At 61.3% G+C, this 26408-nt stretch carries 19 protein-coding genes; 14 read left to right on the top strand and 5 right to left on the bottom strand.

The features are described from left to right. The first annotated feature begins 1 nt into the window (after position 1). The 6 genes from DW913_RS01360 to DW913_RS01335 all read left to right on the top strand — a co-directional run bounded on the left by DW913_RS01360 (position 2) and on the right by DW913_RS01335 (position 6534). A complete protein-coding gene (locus DW913_RS01360; protein ID WP_199407917.1) occupies positions 2–838 on the top strand; it encodes a transketolase in 837 nt (278 codons plus the stop codon). Next, on the top strand, positions 831–1772 hold the full coding sequence (locus tag DW913_RS01355; protein ID WP_117564517.1) for a transketolase family protein: 942 nt from the start codon (positions 831–833) through the stop codon (positions 1770–1772). The genes DW913_RS01360 and DW913_RS01355 overlap by 8 nt, the downstream gene beginning before the upstream one ends. 65 nt (positions 1773–1837) lie before the next feature. After that, positions 1838–3328 carry a glycerol kinase GlpK gene (locus tag DW913_RS01350; protein WP_117648224.1) on the top strand — a complete coding sequence of 497 codons (1491 nt, stop codon included), beginning with the start codon at positions 1838–1840 and terminating at the stop codon, positions 3326–3328. Between the two features lie 151 nt (positions 3329–3479). Beyond that, complete coding sequence (locus tag DW913_RS01345; protein ID WP_117564519.1) at positions 3480–3968, top strand: S-ribosylhomocysteine lyase; 489 nt, start codon at positions 3480–3482, stop codon at positions 3966–3968. 144 nt (positions 3969–4112) lie between these two features. After that, positions 4113–4757: a DUF4867 family protein gene (locus tag DW913_RS01340; protein WP_117564520.1), complete on the top strand. Its 645-nt coding sequence runs from the start codon at positions 4113–4115 to the stop codon at positions 4755–4757. Between the two features lie 346 nt (positions 4758–5103). Beyond that, a complete protein-coding gene (locus tag DW913_RS01335; RefSeq protein ID WP_117797340.1) occupies positions 5104–6534 on the top strand; it encodes a 6-phospho-beta-glucosidase in 1431 nt (476 codons plus the stop codon). Between the two features lie 302 nt (positions 6535–6836). On the opposite strand, the gene DW913_RS01330 is transcribed toward DW913_RS01335, so the two are convergent. Together DW913_RS01330 and DW913_RS01325 are read right to left on the bottom strand one after the other, a co-directional pair. Then, positions 6837–8348 carry a nucleoside hydrolase-like domain-containing protein gene (locus tag DW913_RS01330; protein ID WP_117797338.1) on the bottom strand — a complete coding sequence of 504 codons (1512 nt, stop codon included), beginning with the start codon at positions 8346–8348 and terminating at the stop codon, positions 6837–6839. A 262-nt stretch (positions 8349–8610) separates the two neighbouring features. Beyond that, positions 8611–9948: a prolyl oligopeptidase family serine peptidase gene (locus tag DW913_RS01325; protein ID WP_117797336.1), complete on the bottom strand. Its 1338-nt coding sequence runs from the start codon at positions 9946–9948 to the stop codon at positions 8611–8613. Positions 9949–10438: 490 nt separating this feature from the next. On the opposite strand from DW913_RS01325, the gene DW913_RS01320 reads away from it, so the two are divergent. After that, positions 10439–11866, top strand: coding sequence for a PTS transporter subunit EIIC (locus DW913_RS01320; protein WP_117797334.1), 1428 nt, complete (start codon positions 10439–10441; stop codon positions 11864–11866). A gap of 210 nt (positions 11867–12076) precedes the next feature. Further along, positions 12077–13390, top strand: coding sequence for a DUF4038 domain-containing protein (locus DW913_RS01315; protein ID WP_117797390.1), 1314 nt, complete (start codon positions 12077–12079; stop codon positions 13388–13390). A gap of 189 nt (positions 13391–13579) precedes the next feature. Here DW913_RS01315 and mgtA read toward each other — a convergent pair whose 3' ends face one another. After that, entirely contained in the window at positions 13580–16348 is a 2769-nt protein-coding gene (gene mgtA, locus DW913_RS01310) for a magnesium-translocating P-type ATPase (protein WP_117797332.1), read from the bottom strand. Between the two features lie 435 nt (positions 16349–16783). Between mgtA and pyrE the strand changes: the two genes are divergently transcribed. Then, positions 16784–17467, top strand: a complete 684-nt coding sequence (gene pyrE, locus DW913_RS01305; protein ID WP_006236284.1) for an orotate phosphoribosyltransferase — start codon at positions 16784–16786, stop codon at positions 17465–17467. Between the two features lie 367 nt (positions 17468–17834). After that, positions 17835–18455: a helix-turn-helix domain-containing protein gene (locus tag DW913_RS01300; RefSeq protein WP_055250846.1), complete on the top strand. Its 621-nt coding sequence runs from the start codon at positions 17835–17837 to the stop codon at positions 18453–18455. Positions 18456–18597: 142 nt separating this feature from the next. On the opposite strand, the gene DW913_RS01295 is transcribed toward DW913_RS01300, so the two are convergent. Continuing rightward, entirely contained in the window at positions 18598–19452 is an 855-nt protein-coding gene (locus tag DW913_RS01295) for a MurR/RpiR family transcriptional regulator (RefSeq protein ID WP_117797330.1), read from the bottom strand. 99 nt (positions 19453–19551) lie between these two features. Beyond that, positions 19552–22143: a glycoside hydrolase family 2 gene (locus DW913_RS01290; RefSeq protein ID WP_117797328.1), complete on the bottom strand. Its 2592-nt coding sequence runs from the start codon at positions 22141–22143 to the stop codon at positions 19552–19554. Positions 22144–22257: 114 nt separating this feature from the next. Here DW913_RS01290 and DW913_RS01285 point away from each other — a divergent pair, with 114 nt between their 5' ends. The 4 genes from DW913_RS01285 to DW913_RS01270 all read left to right on the top strand — a co-directional run bounded on the left by DW913_RS01285 (position 22258) and on the right by DW913_RS01270 (position 26335). Next, on the top strand, positions 22258–23250 hold the full coding sequence (locus DW913_RS01285; RefSeq protein WP_117797326.1) for a helix-turn-helix domain-containing protein: 993 nt from the start codon (positions 22258–22260) through the stop codon (positions 23248–23250). Between the two features lie 167 nt (positions 23251–23417). After that, the gene (locus tag DW913_RS01280; RefSeq protein WP_117797324.1) at positions 23418–24866 is read left to right on the top strand and encodes a glycoside hydrolase family 1 protein; all 1449 of its coding nucleotides are present in this window, start codon (positions 23418–23420) and stop codon (positions 24864–24866) included. A 140-nt stretch (positions 24867–25006) separates the two neighbouring features. Beyond that, positions 25007–25543 (top strand): PTS glucose transporter subunit IIA, encoded by a 537-nt coding sequence (locus DW913_RS01275; RefSeq protein ID WP_022093778.1) that lies wholly within the window; start codon positions 25007–25009, stop codon positions 25541–25543. A 234-nt stretch (positions 25544–25777) separates the two neighbouring features. Next, positions 25778–26335, top strand: a complete 558-nt coding sequence (locus DW913_RS01270; RefSeq protein WP_117797322.1) for a hypothetical protein — start codon at positions 25778–25780, stop codon at positions 26333–26335. Positions 26336–26408 lie beyond the last annotated feature (73 nt).

Below are 26408 nucleotides of genomic sequence, written 5' to 3'. Positions count from 1 at the left end.
AATGGCAACTATCGAAGAGCTTGAATCCCTGCGTTGGGACCTTCGCCGCGATTGCGTCGATATCATCATGGCTGGCGCCGGCGGGCACATCGGCGGCGACATGTCGGTCATCGATGCGCTGATGACCCTCTACGCCAATCACCTCAACATTTCGCCCGAGACCGTCGACGATCCCAGCCGCGATCGCTTCGTGCTCTCCAAGGGCCACGCCATGGAGGCCTACTACGCGGTGCTCTGCCACGAGGGCTATCTGGACCTCGACGACGTCAAGGCCCGCTTCTCCAAGTTCGGCAGCCCCTACATCGGTCACCCCAACAACAAGCTCAAGGGCATCGAGATGAACTCCGGCTCGCTGGGCCATGGCCTGCCCGTGGCCGTCGGCATGGCGCTTGCCGGCAAGATGGACGGCCGCGACTACCGCGTCTACACCATCATGGGCGACGGCGAGCTTGCCGAGGGCTCGGTCTGGGAAGGCGCCATGAGCGGTGGCAACTACCAGCTCGATAACCTGTGCGCGCTCGTGGACCGCAACCGCCTGCAGATCAGCGGCAGCACCGAGGACGTCATGAAGCAGGATTCGCAGGAGGAGCGCTGGGCTGCCTTCGGCTGGAACGTGCTTTCCATTCCGGGCAACGACATCCAGGCCATTGACGCCGCGCTGACGCTTGCGGCCGAGACCAAGGGAAAGCCCACGGTCATCATTCTCAACACGGTGAAGGGCTATGGCTCGCCCATTATGGAGGACAAGGCCGCCTGGCATCATCACCTGCCCAACGATGAGGAATACGCCCAGATCATCGCCGATTTCGCTGCCCATAAGGAGGCCATCAATGGCTAACAAGATCGCCAACCGTAAGGTTATCTGCGACACGCTGCTCGAGGCCGCCGAGACCGATAAGGACATCGTCGTCCTGTGCTCCGACTCCCGCGGTTCCGCATCGCTCACGCCGTTCTTCGATCAGTATCCCCAGCAGTCCGTCGAGGTCGGCATTGCCGAGCAGGACCTGGTGAGCATCGCCGCCGGTATGGCTTCGTGCGGCAAGAAGGCCTGGGCCGCCTCGCCGGCGTCCTTTGTGACCACGCGCTCGTATGAGCAGTGCAAGGTTGATGTCTCGTACTCCAACACCAACGTCAAGCTCATTGGCATCTCGGGCGGCGTGTCCTACGGCGCCTTGGGCATGAGCCATCACTCCGCGCAGGATATCGCTGCCATGAGCGCGATTCCCAACATGCGCGTATATCTGCCGAGCGATCGTTTCCAGACTGCCGAGCTCGTACGCGCCCTGGTTGCCGACAACAAGCCGGCCTATATCCGCGTGGGCCGCAACCCGGTCGAGGACGTGTACACCGAGGACGAGTGCCCGTTCCAGATGGACCGTGCCACCTGGGTACGTCGCGGCACCGATGTGACGATTGTCGCCACCGGCGAGATGGTCCGCCATGCCGTTGACGCCGCCGATCTGCTGGCCGAGCAGGGTATCTCCGCTACCGTGCTCGACATGTACTGCGTCAAGCCGCTCGACGCCGAGGCCGTGATTGAGGCCGCCGGTGCCACGCGCGCCGTCGTGACCGTCGAGGAGCACAGCCCCTTTGGCGGCCTGGGCTCCATGGTCGCGCAGGTCGTGGGCGAGCATTGCCCGCGTCCGGTTAAGTGCCTAAGCCTGCCCGACGCGCCGGTCATCACCGGCACGAGTCCCGAGGTCTTTGCGCACTACGGTCTCACCGGCGAAGGCATTGCCAAGACGGTTACCGAGTTCCTGCCCGCAGAGTAATTGGAATGTGACAAAGGGACAGCCCCTTTGTCACATTCGATTTGACGGAAGGAATGGGAGAGTACATGAGCAAATACATCATCGGAATCGATCAGTCCACGCAGGGCACGAAGGCGCTGCTGGTGGACGAGGGCGGCCACCTGATTCATCGTGCCGATCGCTCGCATCGCCAGATCGTTAACGGGGCCGGCTGGGTGAGCCATGATCCGGCCGAGATTGCCGCCAACGTGTTGGCCGTGGCACGTGCCGTGGTGGAGGAGACCGGGGTCGATCCGGCCGATATCGCCGGCATTGGCATCTCCAACCAGCGCGAGACCACCGTTGCCTGGAGCCGCACGACGGGCGAGCCGCTGTGCGACGCCGTGGTGTGGCAGTGCGCCCGCGCCCGCGAGCTGTGCGACGAGCTTGCTGCGCGCGAAGGCGTGGCCGAGCTGGTGCGCGACACGACAGGCCTGGTGCTTTCGCCCTACTATCCGGCGGGCAAGATGGCCTGGATCCTCGCGAACGTTCCGGCGGCTGCCGAGGCAGCGGCGGCGGGCGAGCTGTGCCTGGGCACCATCGATGCCTGGGTTGTCTGGACGCTCACGGGCGGCGCGGAGTTCCGCTGCGACTGGTCCAATGCTAGCCGCACGCAGCTCTTTGACCTGCGCCATGGCTGCTGGAGCGAGCCGGTGTGCGAGGCCTTTGGCATCGATCCGGCTTGCCTGCCGCAGGTGACCGACTCCGACGGTCTCTTTGGCACGACGGACCTGGACGGCTTTTTGCCCGCGCCCGTGCCGGTGCACGGCGTGCTGGGCGACAGCCATGCGGCCCTGTTTGCGCAGGGTTGCCACAGCCGCGGTATGGCCAAGGCAACGTATGGCACCGGCAGCTCGGTCATGATGAATGTCGGCAACGAGTTTGTCGCCAGCTCGCACGGGCTTTCGAGCTCGCTTGCGTGGCGTATGAACGGCGTGACCGAGTACGTGCTCGAGGGCAACGTGAGCTACGCCGGCGCCGTCAAGACCTGGCTGCGCGACGATTTGGAGCTCATCAACAACCCCGAGGAGGTCACCGACCTGTGCTACGCCGCCAATCCGTCGAGCCGCGTCTACTTTGTGCCGGCGTTTACCGGCCTGGGCGCGCCGCACTGGGCGAGTGATGCCGAGGGCTGCGTCTTTGGCATGACGCGCACCACGGGTCGTGCGGAGTTCGTAAAGGCCGCCGATGAGTCGATCGCCTATCAGATCTTCGACGTCATTGATGCGATGGTCGAGGATTCGGGCGCGGCGCTTGCCGAGCTTCGTGTTGACGGCGGCCCCACGCGCGATGCGTACCTGATGCAGTTTGAGAGCGACTTGGTCGGCTCGCCCATCCGCATTGCGAGCAATGACGAGATGAGCGGTCTGGGCGCAGCTTGGGCCTGCGGCATTGCGCTGGGCATGTACGCGCGCGATGTCGTCGACGTCTATGGCGCCCGCGGCATCGTGGAGCCTGCCATGCCCGCAGACGAGCGAGCCAAAAAGATCGTCGGCTGGCGGCATGCCGTCGATGCGACCATCGCGTACACGGCCTAAAATGATTTTTCTGGGACGGGGATTAAAAACTCATTGATCCTCGTCCTAGGCAGCTCATTTGGGACGGGGCTTTTTTGACTGGTATGATTGGTGCGACCATTCGAACCAGCTAAAAGAGCCCGTCCCAAATTGACTATCGAGAGGATCTGCCATGGAGCGCATCGCCAGCTTTTCCGTTGACCATCTGCTGCTTGAGCCCGGCGTTTATGTGAGCCGCATCGACCGCGATCCGGCGACCGGCGCCGCCGTCACCACGTTTGACCTGCGCCTGACCACGCCCAACAAGGAGCCGGTCATGAACACCGCCGAGTGCCACACCATCGAGCACTTGGGTGCGACGTTCCTTCGCAACCATGCCGAGTGGTCGCGCCGAATTGTCTACTTTGGCCCCATGGGCTGCCGCACGGGCTTTTACCTCGTCGTATTTGGCGAAGTGACGAGCGAGGAGATCCTGCCGCTCGTGCGTGAGCTGTTCGAGTTTGTCGCCGACTTTGAGGGCGATGTCCCCGGTGCCGCTCCCGAGGAGTGCGGTAACTACCTGGACCAGAACCTCCCCATGGCAAACTGGCTCGCGCGCCGCTACCTCGACCGCGACTTGGCCGATATCGACGAGAAGCACCTGCACTATCAGCAGGCCTAAGGGCTATATCGCCTAAAACGCGCGCATTGGGCGCCTTCGCTTATACGGGGGCGCCTTTTTGTTGAGTGGTCGGGACGAGCGTTCAAAATCGCTCATGTTTGTTCTAGAATGTTCGTATAGTCATATTTACGAACAGGAGCGAACATGCATATCTACTCTGTTAACGATCCCGAGTTCAAATCCTATGGCAACGTTTGGGATGACGTTCCGTCCGAGCTCACGTCGCCCGTGCTCGAGGCGCTCTCTGCCACGCCCATTCCTGAGGGCAGCAAGTACGTAGCGAGTGCGCCGGAGCTCGAGGGCGTCAAGGATGCCGACAAACTGGGTTTTCTCATGTTTGGCGGTCGTCCCTTCCAGCTCGGCTGGTGCAATGGCCACAACACGAAACTCAACTGTCTGGAGTATCACCGCGCCAGCGAATTCAACCTGGGCGCTCGCGACTTTATCCTGCTTGTGGCGCATCGCTGGGAGATCGAGGACGGCAAGCTCGACACCGCGTGCGTCAAGGCGTTCCGCGTGCCGGCGGGTACGGTCATCGAGGTCTTCAACACCACGCTTCACTACACGCCGTGCATGGTCGACGGCGGCGGCTTCCAGGTGATGGTGGCGCTGCCCGCCGGCACCAACGGGCCGCGCCCCGAGGCCGCGGCCGACATGCCTGCGGTCGGCGACAGCTACTGCTACTGGAAGGCCGACAAGTGGGTTCTCTGCCACGCCGACAGCCCCAAGGCAGCCGAAGGCGGCTACGTAGGCCTCATCGGCAAAAACCTCGACATCACCTGCGACTAGAATCTTCTGTCTCGATCTGTAACATCTAGCGGGCTAAATCGCCTCTACCTGTTACAGATCGAGACAAACCGTAGAGGGCCGCCCGAAAAATCTCAATCTGTAACACCAAACCCGATTTTGACGGCCTAGCTGTTACAGATCAAGACAAACCGGCCCAAACCACCACAAAGGTACCTGTCCCCTTTGTGGTGGTTTGGGCAGGCGGGTATCAAAAAGTGTCAGACGGGGGCGGCCGGCAGGCGCCTGCGCGCGAAAAGAAGTATCGACTTGTGCTGTTGCCGTTGAGCGACGCACTGTTTGCAGGGATACTGAGCCTACGACAAACAACGTGTGAAAGGATCGATGCATGGCTTTCCGTAACGACTTCCTGTGGGGCGGCGCAACAGCTGCCAACCAGTGCGAGGGCGCCTACAACGTGGACGGCCGCGGCCTTGCCAACGTGGACGTGGCTCCGCACGGCCCCGAGCGCTATGCGGTGGTCTCCGGTCAGCGCAAGATGCTCGACTTCGAGGACGGCTATTACTATCCCGCGCAGACCGGCATCGATTTCTATCACCATTACAAGGAGGATATCGCCCTCTTTGCCGAGATGGGCTTTAAGACCTTCCGCATGAGCCTGGCGTGGACCCGCATTTTCCCCAACGGCGACGAGACCGAGCCCAACGAGGCCGGCTTGGCCTTTTACGAGGACGTATTCCGCGAGTGTCAGGCGCACGGCATCGCGCCGCTCGTGACCATTACGCACTTCGACTGCCCGATTCACCTCATCAAGGAGTATGGCGGCTGGCGCAATCGCAAGCTCATCGACTTCTACAAGAACCTCGCGACCACGATCTTCACCCGCTACAAGGGCCTGGTGAAGTACTGGCTCACCTTCAACGAGATCAATATGATTCTGCACCTGCCGTTTATGGGTGCCGGTCTGGTCTTTGAGGAGGGCGAGAACAAAGAGGCCGTCGAGTACCTGGCCGCCCACAACGAGCTCGTCGCCAGCGCTTGGGCAACCAAAATTGCCCACGAGATCGACCCCGAGGTCAAGATCGGCTGCATGCTCGCCGCGGGTAGCTACTACCCCTACAGCTGCCGTCCGGGCGACGTGCGCCAGGCGCAGCTCGATAACCAGAGCAACTACTTTTTTGTCGACGTCCAGAGCCGCGGCTACTACCCGGCCTATGCGCTCAAGAAGCTCGAGCGCCTGGGCATTGACGTCGGGATGACCGATGAGGATCGCGAGATCCTGGCCGCCAACACCGTCGACTTCATCAGCTTTAGCTATTACAGCACCCGTTGTTCCGCCGGTGCCGATAACCCTGATGTCGAGCGCACCCAGGGCAACGCCTTCGCCGGCGCCAAGAACCCCTACCTGCAGGAGAGCCAGTGGGGCTGGGCCATCGATCCGCTGGGCTTCCGCATCACCCTCAACGACCTGTACGACCGCTATCAGAAGCCGCTGTTTGTGGTCGAGAACGGTCTGGGCGCCAAGGATGTTGTCGAGGAGGATGGCTCCATCAACGACGACTACCGTATCGACTACCTGCGCCAGCACATCGCCGCGATGCGCGATGCAGTGACCGAGGATGGCATTGACCTGCTGGGCTACACCACCTGGGGCCCGATCGACCTGGTGAGCGCCGGCACGGGCGAGATGTCCAAGCGCTACGGCTTTATCTACGTCGACCGCGACGACGCGGGCAACGGCACCCTCAAGCGTTCCAAGAAGAAGAGCTTTGACTGGTACAAGCACGTCATTGAAACGAATGGTGAGGATCTGTCCTAAGGAAGCCGAGACACTCAACTTCAGAGTTTCCTAACCAAAACGCCCGGCGAGCAGTTAATGCCCGCCGGGCGTTTTGTTAAAAGAAGTGAAAGCACTCATTGGGGACGTACTTAAATGACCAGTCAAACAAGAACGTCCCCAACGACTACTCATTTAAGTCTGTCCCCAATGAGTGCCCCAAAGTGAGAGTGGATAATCTGCCGTTTTTGGCCTGTTTGGGGGCTCAAAGTGGGAGATTATCCACTCTCGTCATTTGGCCGGCACTTGGGGGCACTTCTTGTTGAGTGTGAGCGCCGTCGCTGCTACGCGACGGTGATGGCGACCTGGCCGTAGCGGGTGCAGGGGCGCTCGGCGCGCGTCTGCACGGTAAGGGTGAGCACAAGGCGGTCGCCGGGCCGCGCGTCGGCGGGCACGATGAAAGCGGTGTCTACCGTGCATTCTTGCCACAGCGACAGATCCTGGGCGCCTGCATAGCTCGACGGGTCCACGGCGACATCCCAATGCACATCGAAGCCCTTGCCGTCGGGGTCGACGATGGTCGCTGTAAGGTCGACGCGCTCGCCGGCTGTGGCGCTGCGGTCGGCCGTGACCTCGACAACATGTGCCGGATGCGAGCAGGCTGCCGGATCATGGGCACACCATTGCACGCGGGCGGCAAAGTCTTCCTGATAGGCACGCAGGTAGGGATTGAGATTGTCGTCTGCGGGCGTGCCGATGGAGGCAAAACCGGCGGGCGCGTTCGCATCGGGATGCCCATCAAAAAACATGCGGCCCAGCAGCGTATCGAAGTCGCGGTCGTCGATACCGCGCAGGCCAAACGGAAGCAGCGGAATATAGGTCATGCTGTCGCCTTCGGCCATAAAGTCGCCGCGCTCAAACTGCACCGCGGGCCTGCCTTCTAGGCCCCAATCCAGACGGGCATGCTTGCCAAACTGAAAGCGCTCGGGCTCGTTTTCGTAGACCTTACCATCGCCATAGAGCATATAGCGTGCCATGAGGGGTCCGTTGCCCTGCGTGAGATTCCGCTCAGGCCAAGGAGCCTTAAACAGCGGCAGCGTATCGGGCTGAGCTGTTTTGGCGTCGAAATAGTTGCCATACATATAGGGCGTACGCCAAAAGATGAGCTCGGGAAAGAGCTCGCGTCCATGGTCGAGCCACGAGTTGTCCTGCCCCACGCCATCGGCAACGCCCATCACGCGCACCTTCTGATAGACCCGCTGCCGTACGGCGGGCCACTCGGGCGTGGCGCGATAGCGCTCGGCAATACTCATGAGGGCGCGAACGATCGTATTCATACCACCCCAGCTGAGCAACCATAACGTACGCGGATCATCATCCAGAATCGCCTGCGCAATTACGCGAGACCCCTCAGTTTCCTCAGTCACATCACCCTCAAAGGCAACATTTCCCACAAAGGTGCGCTCGATCATCTGGGCGGGCGTGGGAAACGGCGGCTCACCGGCAGCGGCCGCATTTGCTTGCAACTGCGGCCAAGCCTGGGCATATTCATTACTCCAGAGACTCTCAATCCAATGCTCGGGAAACGGCCGATACTCACGAAGCTCGCCGGCTAGCGGATCGGGCTCATGAGGCACAACAGCCCACTCATAAGAGCGCCGCCCTTTGGTCCGCCAATGCGAATTCACCTCGCCGAGCGTATGAACCCCATCCCCAAGAAAGTGATACTGCGAAGCCGTATACACCACAGCCTGAACATCAAGCAAGTTGAGATACAGAGCCAAATGAACAAGCGAGTTCATATCATCGACTTCCATATCAGTGGTAACAATCACCCGAGTCAACTTCTGGGACATAGGAACAGCTCCAATCAAAATCAATTCAGCCAGTTACGCGCAAGGCAAGACGGGACCCATGCCCCCATCGCCACCGACCCGGCGGCCCGCTAGAAGCGGCCGGCCAGGGTCACAGCAACGTCAACGCAGCGGAGACCGGGGTTTAGTCTTGCAAACATTCCGCAGGGGGCATGGGCAGGCGCAGCGCGAAGCGCAAAGCGCCAGCCCATGCATGCCCGAGGACGTTTGCAAGACTAAACCCCGGTCCCCGCGATGGGAGGGCTTAGCGGTCGACCCTGGCCGACCACTCCCAGCAGCCCACCGGCTCGCCGTCGATGAGTACGTTGCCCCCGTCGAAGTCTTGATAACACAGGTCGTTGAATTGGTGGATCCACACGCCGTGGTTGAACGTCTTCTTGGCCGAGCCGTCGGCCTCGCGATACACGCCGGTCAGGTCCTCGACATGGCTAAAGTAGGTGAGATGCACGTTGGCGCCGGCATCGCGCAGGCGCGCGAACAGCGGCAGCACGGTCTGCTGCGGGCACACGAGCTCGTCGCCCTTGGAGTGCGTAAACCACAGCGGCGTCTTGGCGAGCGCGGCTACGTCCTCGTCCGTGGCGTTGTACCACGGGGCGCAGCAGGGAAGGCCCGCGGCGAAGAAATCGGGGTAGTCGGCGCACAGGCGCAGGGTCATAAAGCCGCCGTTGGAAAGACCGGCGACCACGATGCGGTCGGTGTCGATGCGGTCGGCATGCTCGGTGACAAACTCATCGATAAGTGCCTTGAGCACGGGGGAGTAGATGCTCTGGTTGGAGTGACCAAGCTGCTCGACGCCGTTGTCCATCCAAAACGTGGGCGACTGCGGCACGAGCACCCAGGCAAAGCCGCCAAAGTAGCGCTGGATCTGCGCCTGGCTGATGGCCGTCACGCGGTTGCCGATATAGGCGCGCGTGGCGCCTTCGCCCTGCGTGGCGCCCTTGCCCTCGCCGGCGCCGTGCAGATACACCACGAGCGGTGCCTTTTGGGGCACGGCCGTGGCCTCGGGCGCAAAGGGGTTGAAGCATGCCGAGTCCTCGGCCTTAAAGCTGGGCTCAAAGAAGCCGTATTCGAGCGCGATACCGTCGACGGCGGTCTTTTGCGTGTCGTTGCTCCAGCCTTTGAGCGCAGGGCAGATATCGCCACGGCAGGTGTCGAAGACCAGGCCGCAGGTGGGATCGTCGCCGTCGTTGCCGGGAAGAGCCGCGAGCTGCGTGATGCGCAGCTGGTCATCGAGCATGCGCGAGCCCATGACGCCGCCTTCGATGGTCTTGGTCAGGCGCTGCTCGGCGACCTCGAGCGCCACATGGGTGCCCACGGCGAGCTTACGTCCGTTTTCGTCGCACGGATATGCGGCGAGAACGTCGATGTAACCCACGGAGGGCGCGGCATGGTCGGCGCCGCGCTCCTTGCGCATCAGAACTTCGCCCGAGCGTTCGTGACGCTCTATATATATATGGAAGGTGTTCGCGTCGATGTCGTTGGCGCGCACGGTGCAGGGCAGGTCGAGTACGACCTTGCTGATCCAGGGGCCAAAGTCGCCCAAGGTGGTGACGGTTGCGTAGGTACACAATTTGAGTTCCATGAGCTGCCTCCCTTGCGCCGCTAGTGGGAAACAAAAGCGGCAATACAATCTAAACATGTTTAGTTTAATCCAGAATTGCAGAACAAGCTGATAAACTCGGTAAACGGCAAAATTTAACACGCCATGAACTACTAAACATATGTTTACTAGCTTCTAGCAGGGCTTCTGTTGATGAGTTAACAGGTCATAGAGGTGTTTATCAAAATAAAAGCCCACGTAAAGAGCCATTTATCAATAGACAGTCAAAGAGACTATCTCCCGCCATTGGAATACGTTCACCCCCGATTTCCTACCGTTCGCCGGACTCTGCACGGTAAAATTGCCACAAATGAGGCGCTCCGTGTAAACTAAAGCCCGTAAACGTTCAGTAAACACTTTGTTTACGACAGCGTATCCAAGGGTCCGGCAACCGTAAGGGGTTATAGTCGCCGGGCCAAAGGCGTGCCTAAGCCCAAGGGGGCTGGCACACGAAGATATGGGGAGGGGTCCCATGGCAGTAGATAACAAGCAGATTGCCACCGATGTCCTCGAGCTCGTGGGCGGCGCGGAGAATGTTTCCGTTGCCACCAACTGCATGACGCGCCTGCGTCTGACGCTCAAGGATAACAACAAGGTCGACGTGGAGAAGATCAAGAAGGTCAAGGGTGTTCTGGGTTGCCAGTTCGCCGGCGCCCAGCTCCAGGTCATCATCGGCCAGAACGTGCCCAAGGTGCTCGCCGAGTTCGTCGCCATCTCCGGCGTCAAACAGGGCGAGGCGGTCAACGAGAACCTCGACGCTCCCAAGGAGAAGTTCGAGCTCAAGAACCTGCCTAACATCATCCTCGACTATCTGTCGGGCTCCATGACCCAGCTCATCCCGCTGCTCATGGCCGGTGGTCTGTTCCGTACCATCGCGGCCGTCCTCGGCCCCACCATGCTCGGTGTGCTCTCGGCCGACGACCCGACCTATACGTTCCTCTACACCACGCTGTACGAGGCCACGTTCACCTTTATCCCCATCTACCTGGGTTATGCCGCCGCTAAGAAGCTCGGCGCCAGCCCGGTGCTCGGCATGCTGCTCGGTGGCGCCCTCATGGCTCCTTCCGTGGTGAGCGTCGCCACCCAGGAGGGCGGCGGAATCATCTCCGTCTACGGCATCCAGATCGCCGCTGCCAACTACCAGCAGTCCGTCCTGCCGATCATCCTTTCGGTGCCCGTCCTGTACTTCATCGAGAAGTTCTTTAAGAAGGTTATGCCCGACGTGCTGTCCACGGTCTTCACGCCGTTCTGCACCATGATCGTCACGATCCCCATTGCCTTCATCGTCCTCGCTCCGATCGGCAACGAGATCGGTACGCTGATCGCCAACGCCCTCTTCGGCCTTGCTGACCTTGGCGGCATCGGCATCCTGATCGTCATGGCCATCCTCGGCGCCTTCTGGCAGCTCTTCGTGGTCTGCGGCATGCACATGCCCGTCATCCTGCTCGCCCAGGTTCAGATCATCGCTGCCGGTTACGATCCCTTCGTCTTCGTTTCCACCAACTGCGCTATGGCCGCTGTCTGGGGCTGCGCCTTCGGTGCCTTCCTCAAGATGAAGAACCCCGACGAGAAGTCTCTCGCCATCGGTTACGTCATCTCCGCCATCGCCGGCGGCGTCACCGAGCCCGCGCTCTTCGGCATCCTCATGCGCTTCCGTCGCACCATGTTTGGCATGTTCATCGGCGGTGCTATCGGCGCTGTGTTCTCCGGCCTCATGGGTGTTACCTACTACCTCGCAGGCGGTGCCTCCAACTTCCTGGTCTTCACCAACTACCTGCAGGGTGGCCAGATGAACACCGTCTGGGCTATCGTTGGTATGGCAATCTCCTTTGTCATCGCCGCTGCCGTCGTCTTTGCCTGCGGCTTCTCCAAGGAGGAACTCGCCGAGATGGAGGCCTAAGGCCAAACCATTCGGTTGCATATGACCTCACCTACACGACAGGGCCCCGTCAGGCGCAAGCCCGGCGGGGCCCTTCTTGCAAGGTAGACTGATGGGGGGCGGGTGAGATTCGCCCGCGAGGGTTTGCCAAGCGGCGGGGGCTTTCGCGCGGGGTTACCGCGAAAGTTTCCGGCGGTTCGCAAATCCTTTATCGAACGAAAGGACATGCAGATGAGTTTGGGAACGCTGACCGTCAACGGTCGCCAGGATGGCTTTTTGTGCGAGGGCAAACCGTTCTTTTGGTTTGCCGATACGTGCTGGAGCGCGTTTACGAGCATTGCCGAGGCCGATTGGGACTACTATCTGACCCGTCGCGCCGAGCAGGGCATGAACGTGCTGCAGATCAACACGCTGCCGCAGTGGGATCGCTGCTGCCCCGATCTGGGCATTTGGCCCTATGCCAGCGAGGATGGCGTGCATTTTGATTGGTCCCGACCCAACCAAGCGTACTGGGATCGTGCCGCCGCCATGTGTCGCGCTGCCGTCGAGCACGGCATTCGTCCGGCACTCGTGCTTATGTGGTGCAACTACGTGCCCGGTACCTGGGGCGCCAAGATTGCCGAGCATTGCGGTGCCGAGGTTATGCCGCGCGAGGAGGTCCGTGCCCACGTTGCCCGCGTCGTCGAGAACCTGGGTGAGTTCGACCCCGTTTACGTGGTGACGGGCGATACCGACTTTACCAGCGACGAGGCGATCGCCTATTACGAGGATGCCCTCGACGAAGTCGTCAATCGCGCGCCCGAGGCGTTGCGCACCATGCATATCAACCGCGGCAACCGCACCATCCCGGCACGGTACCTGGACCGCTTGGACTTCTACATGTTCCAGCCCGGCCACAACTACGAGGGCCAGCCCGAGGCTTGGCACTTGCCGCAGGACTTTATCGCCAACTATCCCAAAAAGCCGATGGTCAACTCTGAGCCTTGTTACGAGCAGATGGGTGCGTCGCGCAATGTGTACTGGCGCTTCACCGCGCAGGACTGCCGCGCGAGTGTGTGGTCGTCGATCCTTGCCGGCGCCAGCGCGGGTGTGACCTATGGCGCGCACGGTGTTTGGAACTGGCAGACTAGCAAGAGCCAGGGCTCGGTGCTGGGCGAGGGCTTCGATATGCCGTTCCGCTGGCAGGAGTGTCTGCAGTTTGCGGGCGTTTGGGACTTTGGCGCGATCGAGCATGTGCTTGCCGGCCTGGGTGCTACGGCTGGCGACGACGCACTTGCCGTGGTTCCGGCGCAGGAGCTCCTCGATGACGCGCGCGAGGCCATTCGTGTGGCGCGCGTTGGCGATCGCGTCGTCACGTACCTGCCGCGCACCACGGCGCTCAAGTTTAAGCTCGACGGCGCGCGTGGCTGGACGGCGACGGTTCTCGACATGGAAGACAAGCGCGTCGCCAAGCTGCCCGTTCGCGACAACGGTGACGGCACCGTGCGCGTGGCTCAGCATCCCTTTGAGCACGACGCCCTGGTGATCCTGACCCCTGGGCGCTAACGGCTCTTCTCCAACATTTACAACCCAGTCCCTTTCATAAGGCTGCGACGGAATGGTTCCTGCATGACGGCTTTAAGCTGTCAAGGGGAGCCATTCCGCCGCACTCATTGGGGACGTACTTAAATGAGTGGTTTAACTTGAGACGGGACTTTTTGACCGCCTGATGGGTCGCGCGCCACAATTCGGGCGCTACAGTAGCTCGCCGTGGCGGGCGATGTAGCGGCGCTTGACCAGCTGGGTGAGCGCGATATAGGCGGTGACGATGCCGACGAGCAGCGCGAAGAAGCTCGGCGGCAGCGGCATGAGGCCCAGCGCATCGGCGATGGGGCTTGCCGGCAGCCAGGTGACGAGTGCCAGACCCAGCACGGTGAGGGCGCACAGCGCGGGCGCGGCGTGGTCGCGCGGGCTCGGCAGGCGCGGGGAGCGCAGCATATGGATCACGAGCGTCTGTGACCACATGGACTCGACAAACCATCCGCTCTGGAAGAGCGCCGCAAAGGCCGCCATGCCTGCGACGTTGCCCGCGGCGGCAAGCTCTGCCCAGCTCGCGCCCACGGTTGCGGGGCACACCACAAAGAAGAGCGCGGCAAAGGTCACAATGTCAAACAGCGAGCTCACGGGGCCCAGCTCGAGCATAAAGTCCCTAATGGACGTGGCATCCCAGGCGCGCGGGCGGGCAGTCCAGGCGTCGTCGACGGTGTCCCACGGCAGCGCGATGCATACGATCTCGTAGACCAGCGACAGCAGCACCAGCTGCAGGGCGCTCAAGGGCAAGAACGGCAGGAACAGGCTCGCGACGGTCACGGACAGCACATTGCCAAAGTTGGAGCTCACCGTGGTCTTGAGGTACTTGAGCAGGTTGCCGTAGGTGCGACGGCCTTCGATGGCGCCGCGCTCGAGCACGCCCAGATCCTTCTGAAGCAAGATGATATCGGCGGATTCCTTGGCGATGTCGACGGCGGAATCGACCGAGATACCGCAGTCGCTCGCGCGCATGGCGGCGGCGTCGTTAATGCCGTCGCCCATAAAGCCCACGGTGTGACCGAGCAGCTCGCGCATGACGCGCACCAGGCGCGCCTTCTGCAGCGGCGAGAGCTTGGCGAAGAGATGGGTGTTCTCGGCGCGCTCGGCAAGCTCGGCGTCATCGAGTGCATCGATCTCGGAGCCCAGCAAGACGTTGCTCGCGTCGACACCGATTTGCTCGCAGACGGTGGCGGCGACACGGTCGTTGTCGCCGGTCAGGACCTTGACCGCCACGCCCTTGGCCTCGAGGGTGGCGACAGCGCCGGCGGCACTTGCTTTGGGCGGATCGAGGAAGGCCAAAAAGCCCATCAGCACCATGTCGCACTCGTCGGCGATGCCAAACTCACCCACGCAGCGCGGATTGGTCTTTTGCGCCACGGCGATCACGCGCAGGCCCTCGGCATTGAGTTCGGCGACCTGCTTGCGAATCTGGGCGAGCTTGTCTTTGGTAAGCGGCTGGGCAGTGCCATCGACCTCGACAAAGGAGCAGATATCGAGCATTTCCTCGGCAGCCCCCTTGGTAACCATCTGGGTTTTGCCCTGGGTATCGGCGACGACTACGCTTAGGCGACGGCGCGAGAAATCGAAGGGCACCTCGTCGACCTTGGTATAGCGGTCGCGCAGGCTCTGCCCCAGCATGGCATCGGGCACGACGGTCGAGGGCGTCATGTCGGCACGGTCGATGACGGCCAGGTCTATAAGGTTCTTGAGGCCGGTCTGGAAGAAGCTGTTCAAAAACGCATGGCGCAGCACGCGCGCGTCCTCGTTGCCGTCGGTGTTGAGGTAGCGCTCCAGCACGATGCGGTCTTCGGTGAGGGTGCCGGTCTTGTCGCAGCACAGGACGTCCATCGCGCCGAGGTTTTGGATCGCCGGCAGCTCCTTGACGATAACCTGGCGACGGGCGAGGTCCTTGGCGCCCTGCGACAGGCTCGTGGTCACGATGACGGGAAGCATCTGCGGCGTGATGCCCACGGCTACGCTCGTGGCGAACAGCAGCGCGTCGATGACGTTGCCCTTGGTGGCGGCGTTGATGGCAAAGACGGCCGGCGCCATAACGAGCATAAGGCGTACGAGCAGTATGGAGACGCTCGAGACACCGCGGTCAAACGCGCTCTTCTCGCCGCGCCGGTTGAGCATCTTGGCGATGCCGCCCAGGTAAGTGTCCGAGCCGGTGGCTACGACAAGTGCCATAGCGGTGCCGTTTTGCACGGAGGTGCCGGTAAAGACGATGTTCTTGCAGGCGGGGAGCGGCAGCGCGGAGCTGCCGGCACCCTCGGCGACGGTGATGGCAGCGATCTTTTCGACGGCCTCGCTCTCGCCGGTGAGTGCGGACTCGATCACAAACAGGTCGCGCGCGGTGATGATGCGGGCATCGGCTGGCACCATATCGCCGGCAGAGAGACGGATTACATCGCCGGGGACGAGCTCGTCAAAGGGGATCTCGATACGCTCGCCGTCGCGCAGGGCACAGCAGGTGTTGGAGACCAGGTCCTTGAGGGCCTCGGCCGCATTGCCGCTGCGGGCTTCCTGGATAAACTTCATGCCGCCCGATACCAGCAGCATGATGCCGATGACGATGACCGTGGAGGGATCGCGTTGCGGCTCGGGCACGGCGAGCACGTCGATGTAGAGCGAGACCAGCGCGAGCGCGGCGAGGATACCGGCGAAGGGATCGATGAACGCGTTGGCGATGCGGCGGGCGAGCGTCTTGGTCGGCGCCTCGATGGTGTTGGGGCCGGAGGCGTCCAGGCGCTCGGCGGCGTGCTCGGCAGTGAGTCCGTCGGCCGTGGCGTCAAGCAGCACGAGGGCGTCCTCGGCGCTATGGGCGGCGGCGAAGATGGTGTTCTTGGATAGGCCGGTGTGAGCGGCGGGGCGCGCCGTGCGGCGGCGCTTGGAGATGGCTTCGAGTACCGTGGCGGTTTTGAGCATCAGCATAGGGTCCTCCTTGTTGAAGGGAGTTAGCGTACGTGTCGTATGTGCTTCAAAAAACCTAGATGTCGCTCACGTCATGCTTTCGAACCACCACAAAGGGACAGGCACCTTTGTGGTGGTTTTGACGATCGGCTGTTGGCGCTTATGCGTGCGCGGAATCCTCGCGGCGTGCCGAGAGCGACATGCAGGTTTTTCGACTATGACTGCCTTCCATGGCACACCTCCTTAAGGCCGGGCGCGGCGCGCTTTGGGTATCTCGTACCCGTTACAATCCGCCCGTATTCTTGATGAGGGGGTTTGCCGTGTCAACCCCAATGTTTGGAAAACCATTGCCCCTGACAAAGCCTTTACAGAATGCCGAGGCCCCAAAGCGCGCCCGCAACGCGCCCTGCCTGCGCTAAACTGGAAGGCACGTACGCGATTACGAGAGGAGCCCGCATGGAGGCTTACAAGCAAGAGTTCATCAAGTTCATGGTTGAGTCCGACGTTCTTAAATTCGGCAGCTTTACGCTCAAGAGCGGCCGTCAGTCCCCGTTCTTTATGAACGCCGGCGCCTATGTGACGGGCTATCAGCTCAAGAAGCTGGGCGAGTATTACGCCCAGGCCATCCACGATAACTTTGGCGACGACTTTGACGTGCTGTTTGGACCGGCCTACAAGGGTATTCCGCTGGCCGTCGTGACCGCAATTGCCTACCACGAGCTGTACGGCAAGGAGGTCAAGTACTGCTGCGATCGCAAGGAGGCCAAGGACCACGGCGCCGACAAGGGCAACCTGCTGGGCTACGAGCCCCAGGACGGCGACCGCGTGGTCATGGTCGAGGACGTCACTACCAGCGGTAAGTCCATCGACGAGACCTATCCCAAGGTCAAGGCTGCTGCCGATGTCGAGATCAAGGGCCTCATCGTGTCCCTCAACCGCATGGAGGTCGGCAAGGGTGGCGTGACCACCGCGCAGAAGGAGATCGAGGCCAAGTACGGTTTCCCCGTCGCGAGCATCGTCTCCATGGCCGAGGTCGTCGAGACCCTCTACAACCACGAGATCGACGGCAAAGTCGTCATCGACGACGAGCTCAAGACCGCTATCGACGCCTACTACGAGCAGTACGGAGCTCGGGAGTAGTTACGCGGGTTTACCAACCCGCGTAACGGCTCGACGCTGCAAACCCGCCAGAGCGGCAATCTGCCTTTCAACTTCGGCGGCATGATCGAAAGATCAATGCCGCCTCGTTTCAAGGCACCTTGCTCGCTCTGGCGGGTTTTCGCTGTCGTTGCCAAAACATCGGCGTTGCCTTGGTAGTCATTGGGGACAGACATAAATGAGTAGTCATTGGGGCGTTCTTAAATGACTACTCAGGATGAGCGTCCAAAAATCCGCGCTCGTTCGATTGGCGCATGTCTACGCAGCGTAGGTTGTCGAGCCTGGCCTTCAAATGGATACTGACTGTCGAACCGGTTCACTCCATTTCTTCAATTTGATTGGACAGCCCATGAACCAGACACGGCAAACCAATGCCTCCCATACTTTTTTGGCAGCGCATGCCATCAAGCAGCTGCGCGAAGAGCGCGGCCTCACCCAGCGCGCCCTGGCGGAAAGCCTTGGCGTGACCGATAAAGCCGTCAGCAAGTGGGAATCCGGCCGCGGCCTTCCCGACATTTCCCTCGTTGAGCCTTTGGCCCAGAGACTCGGCATAAGCGTGGCCGAGCTTTTGGCTGGTGACATTCGGGCCAACGCCAACCGTGCAGGCAATATGCTCAAAGGCGTCTTTTACGTTTGCCCTATCTGCGGAAACGTTGTGCACGCGCTCGGAGAAGGCAGCTTTAGCTGCTGTGGCTCCACGATGTTTCCCCAGGAGGCCGAAGAGCCGGACGCGGACCACGCCTTTTCCATCGAGCGCATCGAGGACGATTGGTACGTCACGCTCGATCATCCCATGACCAAGGATCACTACATTAGCTTTGTGGCATATGCGACTATGGACGGCATCTGCTTTAAGAAGCTCTATCCAGAGCAATCGGTGCAGCCGCGCTTCCATATTACCGGGCGCGGCAGGATATATCTTTACTGCAACCAACACGGACTCTTTACGTCGCTGACGCCTCGCAAATAACGGCTGTCTTCCGCCCTCCTCATGCGTTCCCAGGGGACCCAAAATGAGCGTGGATAATCTCCCGGTTTTGGCCTGTGTGCGGGCTCAAAGTGGGAGATTATCCACGCTCGTTATCTGAGTGTCCAAAAATCCACGCTCGTCGCTACTTGAGTCCGGGCAGGCGGGTGTAGGGGAACGAGCGCTCTAGGAACTCGGAGCAGCGGGCGTAATCTTTGGCAAAGTAGCTGCTATAGAGCGAATCGAGTACGTATTGCACGGCGATATGGCTGGCGAACTGCGTGATGCGGTGCGTCATGCTCTCGTGGTCGCTTACCGTGAGATAGGCGGCAAAGCCGGGGTGAATGCGGGCACAGTACGGCGTGCCGATGACGATGACCGGGACATGTCGACTGCTGAGGATTGGCAAGATCTCCCTGAGGTTGGGGGCAAGGCCGCTGTAGGAGATAACGATTGCCACATGGTCGGGGCCCGAGGCGAGCGCCGTACGCACCTGCGCCTCGACACTGTCGTGGCACGTCGCGCTTTTGCCGGACGAGAGCAGGCGATCGCGGAACATTCCCGCTGGATACAGGTTATGCGAGCCCGTGTAGATGTCCACGGTGCCGGCGCGCATGATGAGCTTGGCGGCGTGGTCGAGCTGTGCAGAGTCGAGCAGCTCCTGCGTTTCGGCCAGCGTGGTCTGGTAGAGCCCCTCCATGCGCTCCATCACCTGCGCAGGGGTGGAGGTTGCATCGAAGGGAAAGTTGATATCCACCTCGGCGGCGGAGTCTGCGCGCAAGGCTGCGCGTACCAGCTCGACCTTGAGCTCCTTAAAGCCCTCAAGGCCGAGCTTTTTGCAAAAGCGGTGGATGCTCGCGACGGAGACATTGGTCTGGTGCGCAAATTCCTTGATGGAGAGCCCGCGAACGTTCTCACCCATGGCGAGAACCGTCTGCCCGAGCTGCTGCTCGGTGGGGGTGAGCCCCTTGCCCTGGGTGATTTTGCGCTTGATATCCATATGGCTCCCATGCATTCGTATCGCGATGTATCAATCATAACGGTAAATAAAACGCCCGGCTAAGCCGGGCGTCTCGTAAGGGGCTGTTGCGCGGGGTCGCTACCCGAGCACGCGGACGGGACCGAGTAGGCCGCTGGGATCGGAGGGTTCTGTCATGCCGAACATGTCGGGGACGGCGTGGTCGAGGGTGTTGATGATATCGATCGTAAGCGCGTGCTCGCCGGCCAAAAGCGCGCCGGCCTCAAAGCGGTAAGGCGGACAGATGCGTGTGCCGAGGGATTTGCCGTCGAGGGTGACGGTTGCGGTCTCAAAGACCTCGCCAAGGTCGATGACGGTGCGGGTGGCCGCTTCGCCCAGGACAAAGGAGGCCCGGTAGCGGAATGTGCCGGCCTTGCCGGGGAACTCGGCCGAGGAAAGGTCGCGCAGGTCTGCAAGCTCAACAGACTCGCCAAAGGCATCGGTGCCAGGGGCAGAGAAGGCAACCGCCCAGGGCCCGTCGACGCATGTGGCTTCGTCTTCGGCGGTTGCCACAGCAACGGAACCTGTAGCCCCAAGGACCACGATGCAGCTCTCGTAGGGAGCCAGCTCGAGCGTGCCGTCAAAGGCGGCGGGCTCGGTGCCGTTGAGCAGGTCGAGGCGCGCGCCTGCAACGGGTGTGCCGTCGGCAAGCGCAATCTGAGTGGAGATACCCTGCTTGGGATGCTCGTTGACGAGCATCAGATAGCTCTCGCCCGCCCGCTCGTAGCGCAGTGCGCGCAGCCAGGACTGGGGCTCGGCGCAAACCACGGTCTGCATGCCGGTATTGGCAAGTGTGTCTGCGAGCTCGGTGGTCGCCAGGAGCTTGATGTCGGCGACCGCGGCTGCATCCAGGGAGGCAAAGCCCTCGCGGCCTGCAGTGTCACCGTCGTAGCGCTTGTTCGGCAACTCATCCAGCGCGTACACGGCAACACCTGCGGCTGCGGCGCGCGCGGCAAAGTCGAGCACGGCTCCGCCGACAAACTCGGCTCCGGGCATCACCAGGCAGCGGTATGCCTGGCCGTTCACGCTAAAGCCGCTACCGTCTGCGGCAATTTCAACGGCATAGCGCCCTGCGTCCTCAAATGCCTCTGCCGGCACGATGTCAAAGTCGACCTGCGCGCGCAAAAGCTCGGAGGCGGCATGCTGCATAAAGTTCGCCTCGCCTGCCCACTCGGCGTCCGCATGGTAGAGAAGCGCCACCGGGGTCGTTGCGCGCCCGCCGCTCAGCAGGCTCGCCGTACGGTTCATGTAGCTCATGAGCTGCCCAAAGTGTGCAAACTGGGGGTTTTGGCCATGCGCATAGAAATGCGGCGGGCAGTCCCAGTCGGGGAAGGCGGCCATGCTAAAGGCATGCGGCACAAACCAATTGACGCCGCGCACCAAAAAATGATCGGCGATCCACTTCATCTCGCGTAGGCCTTCGTGCCATCCAAATGCGCCAAAGACCTCGGCCATGCAGCGCCCCTGCTTTTTGGGATCGAGGTGTGCTGCCGAGGAGCCCAGCTTGGGCAGCACGTAGTTATAGAACTCGAGGTCCCACACGCCGCGTCCGTAGCTGTGAAGGCCGCGGTCCATGCCGGGTACCAGCTGGTTGATCACGATGTCGACGCCCGCCATGTCCTGACCGCCCACGGCGCGGAAGTAGTGCCCGGCGCCCACGCCCAGGCGCGCGTGGCAGTCCTTGTCCTCGATAACGTGGCCGATGTACTGCACGCCGCGCGCGCGGCACCAGTCTCCGAGCTGGTCGCAGAAGCACTCCTTATAGAGGGTGCTCGCGATGTCCATATAGACGTGGCGTACGTGCGCGCCGGCCGGCTCGCGGTCCCACAGGTGCGGGAGCTCGGCCAGGTAGCGCTCGCCCAGTGCCGCGCGTAGGCGACGCTCAAGCTCGGCCGACCAGGGTAGGGGCGCGGTGGCCTTGCCGATGAGCGTGTCCGAGATGCCATCGGGGCCCGTGGTGCCCTTCTCGTTGGCAAATCCGGGCTCATCGGAGAAAAAGCCCAGGATCGTCTTGCCAAACTCATCGCCCAGATGCTCAAAATGCGGCTCGTAGACAGCATCGATGAGCTGCGCCACCGAGGCGCGGTCGACCATATTGATGTAGTCCTCGTTGTAGGAGGTCTTGCCGCTCGTGAACATCACGCATGCCTGCGTGAGGCCCGCAGGTGCATCGAAGACCAGGCGGCTGGGGTTGCCGTCTGCATCGTCGATTACTCGGTAAGCGACGTCGACGGGGCTGCCGTCCTGCATAAATGTCACGCCGTGGAAGCGCTCCGTTTTGTCGAGCATGTTGGCGAGCGCGATGCTCGCGGCGGACGTGGAGCCCACGATGTCGAACGTGCGGTGCGTGAGCACGATCTTGCGGAGCTCGGGCACGGCCTCCTTGACGGCGCCGTTGGCAAAGCCCGTGGGGAAGTGCGCGTCGTCCAAGATCCAGAGCTTAAGGCCCAGCTGCTTGCACTCGTCAATGACAAAGCGCAAGTCGCGCCACCAGCCCTCGCCGCAAAAATCGGGGTGTGGGCGGCTTTCGAGACAGACCTCGTGGATGTCGGCGCCGGCGATCTTTTCCAGATACTCGGCAATGGTCTTATGGCTCTCGCCCTTCATCCACAAAAACGGAAGCACGTGGTTGTCGTATGTGCCCTCGAGCACCTGCTGATAGTACGCGGTCATGGATCCTCCTTGGCTCGATCGATCTGCTGCATAGCACAGATTATGGACGCGTCGGCGCGTTCTGCTAATATCTGAATCACGACGAACTATGACCAAATCAACGATTGGCAAGCCATGGAGATCGACGAGCTCGAGCGTAGGCTCAGCGAACTGAGCACCAGTGAGATCGCTTATAAAGACGGCATGGCATTTGATTGGTCGATTATGACCGAGCATGTCGAAATCGACGGATGCCCAGTGCGCAAGATTGGGCAGCCAGGGTTTGCCTATGCCCAGCCCGGCATGCCGCGTGGCCTGACGATAAGGAAAAACTCGCGCTTTAATGCAGTTCCCGAGCACGTGCATGATTACGTGGAGCTGAGCTATGTGTATCGCGGACGCTGCCCGCAAACGGTGGCGGGGGAGAGGCTCGAGCTGGGCCGCAACGAGGTGCTTTTGCTCGACGCCCTCTGCCCGCATGCCGTGGCGGCGCTTGGTGAGGACGACATCATGCTAAGCATGACCGTTTCACGCTCTTTTTTGCGCCGGAGTCTCGAGTCGAGCCTCTCGCGCGAGAGCGCGGTCTCGCGGTTTTTGTTCAACGCGCTCAACAGCGAGACGGACCATCGGGGCCATGTCCGTTTTCATTGCGGCGAGAGCCGTCGGATTCGGCGCTACATGCAGGAGATGCTCTGCGAGCTGTACGACCCGAGCCCCAACGGTCCCGAGATCGTCTTGCGTCTGTTTCAGCTGTTTTTGGCCGAGCTCATGGATTGCTACGAGCGCGAGCTGGTGCGCGGCGCGGCGGACGGCGCGGCGGGGCCCACTGCCCTGGTGACGGGAATGCTCGGCTATATCGATCGCGAATTCGCCGCGTGCTCCCTCGAGGGGATGGCGGCGGAGTTTGGCTTGAGCCCTAATTATGCGACGGCGCTCCTCAAGCGGCATGTGGGCAAGACCTTTAGGCAGCTTGTGCAGGAGCGACGCCTGGTACGTGCGGCCGAGCTTCTGTGCGGCGGCGCCACGGCCGGGGCGGCTGCGCATGCGGTGGGCTATGAAAACATGAGCTTCTTCTACCGTAAGTTTCACGACAAGTATGGCTGCACCCCCGCGGCATACCGCCGGTAAGCGCGGAGCGGATCGTCTTCGCTCCTTCGGTGTCAAAAAGTTTCAGCTGCAGCGCTGTTGCAGCGCGCGTCTGCGAAAAGAAGTGTCGGGTTTGGCACCCCTGCCCCTGTCTGTCGCGTGCGTGGGCGATACTCGGCTTATCGACCCGCGATGCAAAGGAGATGCTCATGGCAAACATCAAGTTCCCCGAGGGCTTCTATTGGGGTGGCGCCACCGCCGCCAACCAGTTTGAGGGCGCTTGGAACGTGGACGGCCGCGGTCCTTCCGTCGACGACCATTTCTTGGGCGGCAGCTACAAGGAGCCGCGTCAGATTACGATCGACATCGATCCCAACCGCTTCTACCCCAATCATGACGGTATCGACTTCTACCATCACTACGAGGAGGACATCGCGCTGTTCGCCGAGATAGGCTTTACCATGTTCCGCATGTCCATCTCTTGGAGCCGTATCTTCCCCAACGGCGATGACGCTGAACCCAACGAGGCCGGCCTTGCCTTCTACGACCGCGTTTTCGACTGCCTGCGCGCTCACAATATCGAGCCGCTCGTGACCCTCTCGCACTACGAGATGCCCTATCACCTGGTCGAGAAATACAACGGCTGGGCGAGCCGCGAGCTCATCGGCTTCTTTGAGAAGTACTGCCAGACCGTCTTCGACCGTTACCAGGACAAGGTCAAGTTCTGGCTCACCTTCAACGAGATCAACTGCGGTACCCAGGACATGGGCAACCTCTTTGAGACCAGCATGATCCAGGGCTTTGAGGGCCCGGCTTCGGCGGTCCACACTACGCCGCAGGAGCGTATGCAGGCGCTGCATCACCAGTTTGTTGCCAGCGGCCGCGTCGTGCGCTACGCCCACGAGCACTACCCGCAGTTTAAGATGGGCAACATGGACTGCTTCATCCTGTCCTATGCCGCCACGTGCGATCCGGCCGACGTGTTCGCCACACAGCAGGAGATGAATACCATGAACTGGTACTGCTCCGACGTGCAGGTGCGCGGCAAGTACCCGTTCTATGCCAAGCGCTTCTGGGCCGAGAACGACGTTGAGCTCGTGATGGAGGACGGCGACCTGCAGGATATCGCCGACGGCAAGGTTGATTTCTACACCTTTAGCTACTACATGTCCGGCACCGTGGGCACCCACAAGGACCACGAGATGACCGAGGGCAACATGACCTTTGGCGGCAAGAACCCCTATCTGGAGTCCACCGACTGGGGCTGGCAGATCGATCCGCTGGGTCTGCGCATCGCCCTCAACGAGATTTACGCCCGCTATGAGATTCCGCTGATGGTGGTCGAGAACGGCATGGGCGCCTACGACGAGGTCGAGGAGGACGGCTCCATCCACGACCCGTACCGCATTGCCTACCTGCGCGGCCACATCAAAGCCATGGGCGAGGCCATTGCCGACGGCGTCGACTTGATCGCCTACACCTGGTGGGGCCCCATCGACCTGGTGTCCGCCGGCACCGGCGAGATGCGCAAGCGCTACGGCTTTATCCACGTCGATAAGTACGATGACGGCACCGGTACCTACGAGCGCCGCCGCAAGGACAGCTTCTACGCCTACCAGAAGATCATCAAGTCCAACGGCGCCGAGGGCCTGGAGTAATCGACAATATGAGTGCCGCTGGGGAATAGCCTTGGGATGGGCTCGCGATTCGAGTCCCCACCTTAGCATTTGAACCATTTGGCACTATAATCACCATAGGCATGCGCATAACGTTGCGCTTAATCAAGAGGAGAAAACGCATGGGTCTGTTTGATATGTTCAAGAAGAAGGCTGAGCCCGCGGCTGCCGCTGCTCCTGCCTCCATCTCTGCTTCTGCCGGCGCCGACGTGCTGTGCTCGCCCGTCAAGGGCAAGGTCATCAAGATGGCCGACGTGCCCGATCCCGTCTTTGGTGGCGAGGTTCTGGGCAAGGGCTGCGCCGTGTGGCCCGAGGACGATCTGGTCTACGCTCCCTGCGACGGCAAGGTGACCGTCACCATGGGTCACGCCGTGGGCCTGCAGTCCGATAGTGGCATCGAGGTCCTGGTGCACGTTGGCGTCGATACCGTCAACATGAACGGCGACGGCTTCGAGGGCTTCGTCAAGGCCGACGATGTCGTTAAGGCCGGCCAGCCCATACTTAAGATTGACCGCGCCAAGATCGCCGCTGCCGGCTACAAGGACTGCGTCGTCGTGGCCGTGTCCAACACCGCCGAGTTTGCCGATGTCGAGCTCGCCGTCGAGGCCGAGTCTGCCGTTGCCGCCGGTGACGCCATCGTTAAGGTCGTCCGCAAGTAGTCTGCGGCATCCAGAAGATGCACAAGGGTGGTCGGATTATCCGGCCACCCTTTTTTAATGGGCCAAGCAGGCGCATTTTATTGCAGAGGGGCTTGCTTTATGGGCCATTCGTTCGTCAAATTGAGCCGCCTGCGCTTTTGCGACGCAGAGGGTTGGGCCGGGCTGCTAATATGGACTTGCTGTTACGACGTGCGCTGCGCAGGGAACGCGGCGCCGCTTGTTTGGAGGAATGTCATGAAAAAGAAGCTGCTGCTTGCGCCCCTGATGGCTGCCCTGGTCGCGTGCGTGGTTTTGCTTTCCGGCTGCGGAGGGCCTTCGGTGGAGGAGCTCATCACCAACGACCTTACGAGCCAGTTTGACGAGATCAAGAACGGCGGCGATGACTTCCTTGCCGGTCTGGAAGAGGCTTCGGGCGACGAGTTTGAGCAACTGGGCATCGATCCCAAGGAGTACGCCAAGAGCTATCTCGAGGGTTTTGATTACAAGATCGGCGATGTGACGGTCGATGAGGACAAGGGCACCGCGACCGCCGAGGTTACCATCACCTGCAAGTCCATGAATAAGATCGTCGAAGATTTCGCCACCCAGTATCAGGAGAAGGTCGCCGCACTCGATACGATGCCTTCCGAGGACGACCTGTACAAGATGGCCGGCCAGGTGATGGTCGACGTGACCAAGGCCGCTAAGACCAAGGACACCAAGGTCACCTTTAAGTATTCCGCCAACGAGGATAACGAGTGGTCTGCCGACGATTCCGCAACCACCGAGATGATGAATGCGATGATGAGCTAGTTTGTTACGCGGTTTTGCCAAACCGCGTAACGGCTCGACGCTGCAAGCCCGCCAGAGCGGCAATCTGCCTTTC

This window comes from Collinsella sp. AM42-18AC (genome assembly GCF_003467965.1).
In the GTDB taxonomy this organism is placed as follows: domain Bacteria; phylum Actinomycetota; class Coriobacteriia; order Coriobacteriales; family Coriobacteriaceae; genus Collinsella.
Note: the sequence above shows the minus strand (reverse complement) of the source record. Positions and strands in the feature narration are given on the sequence as shown.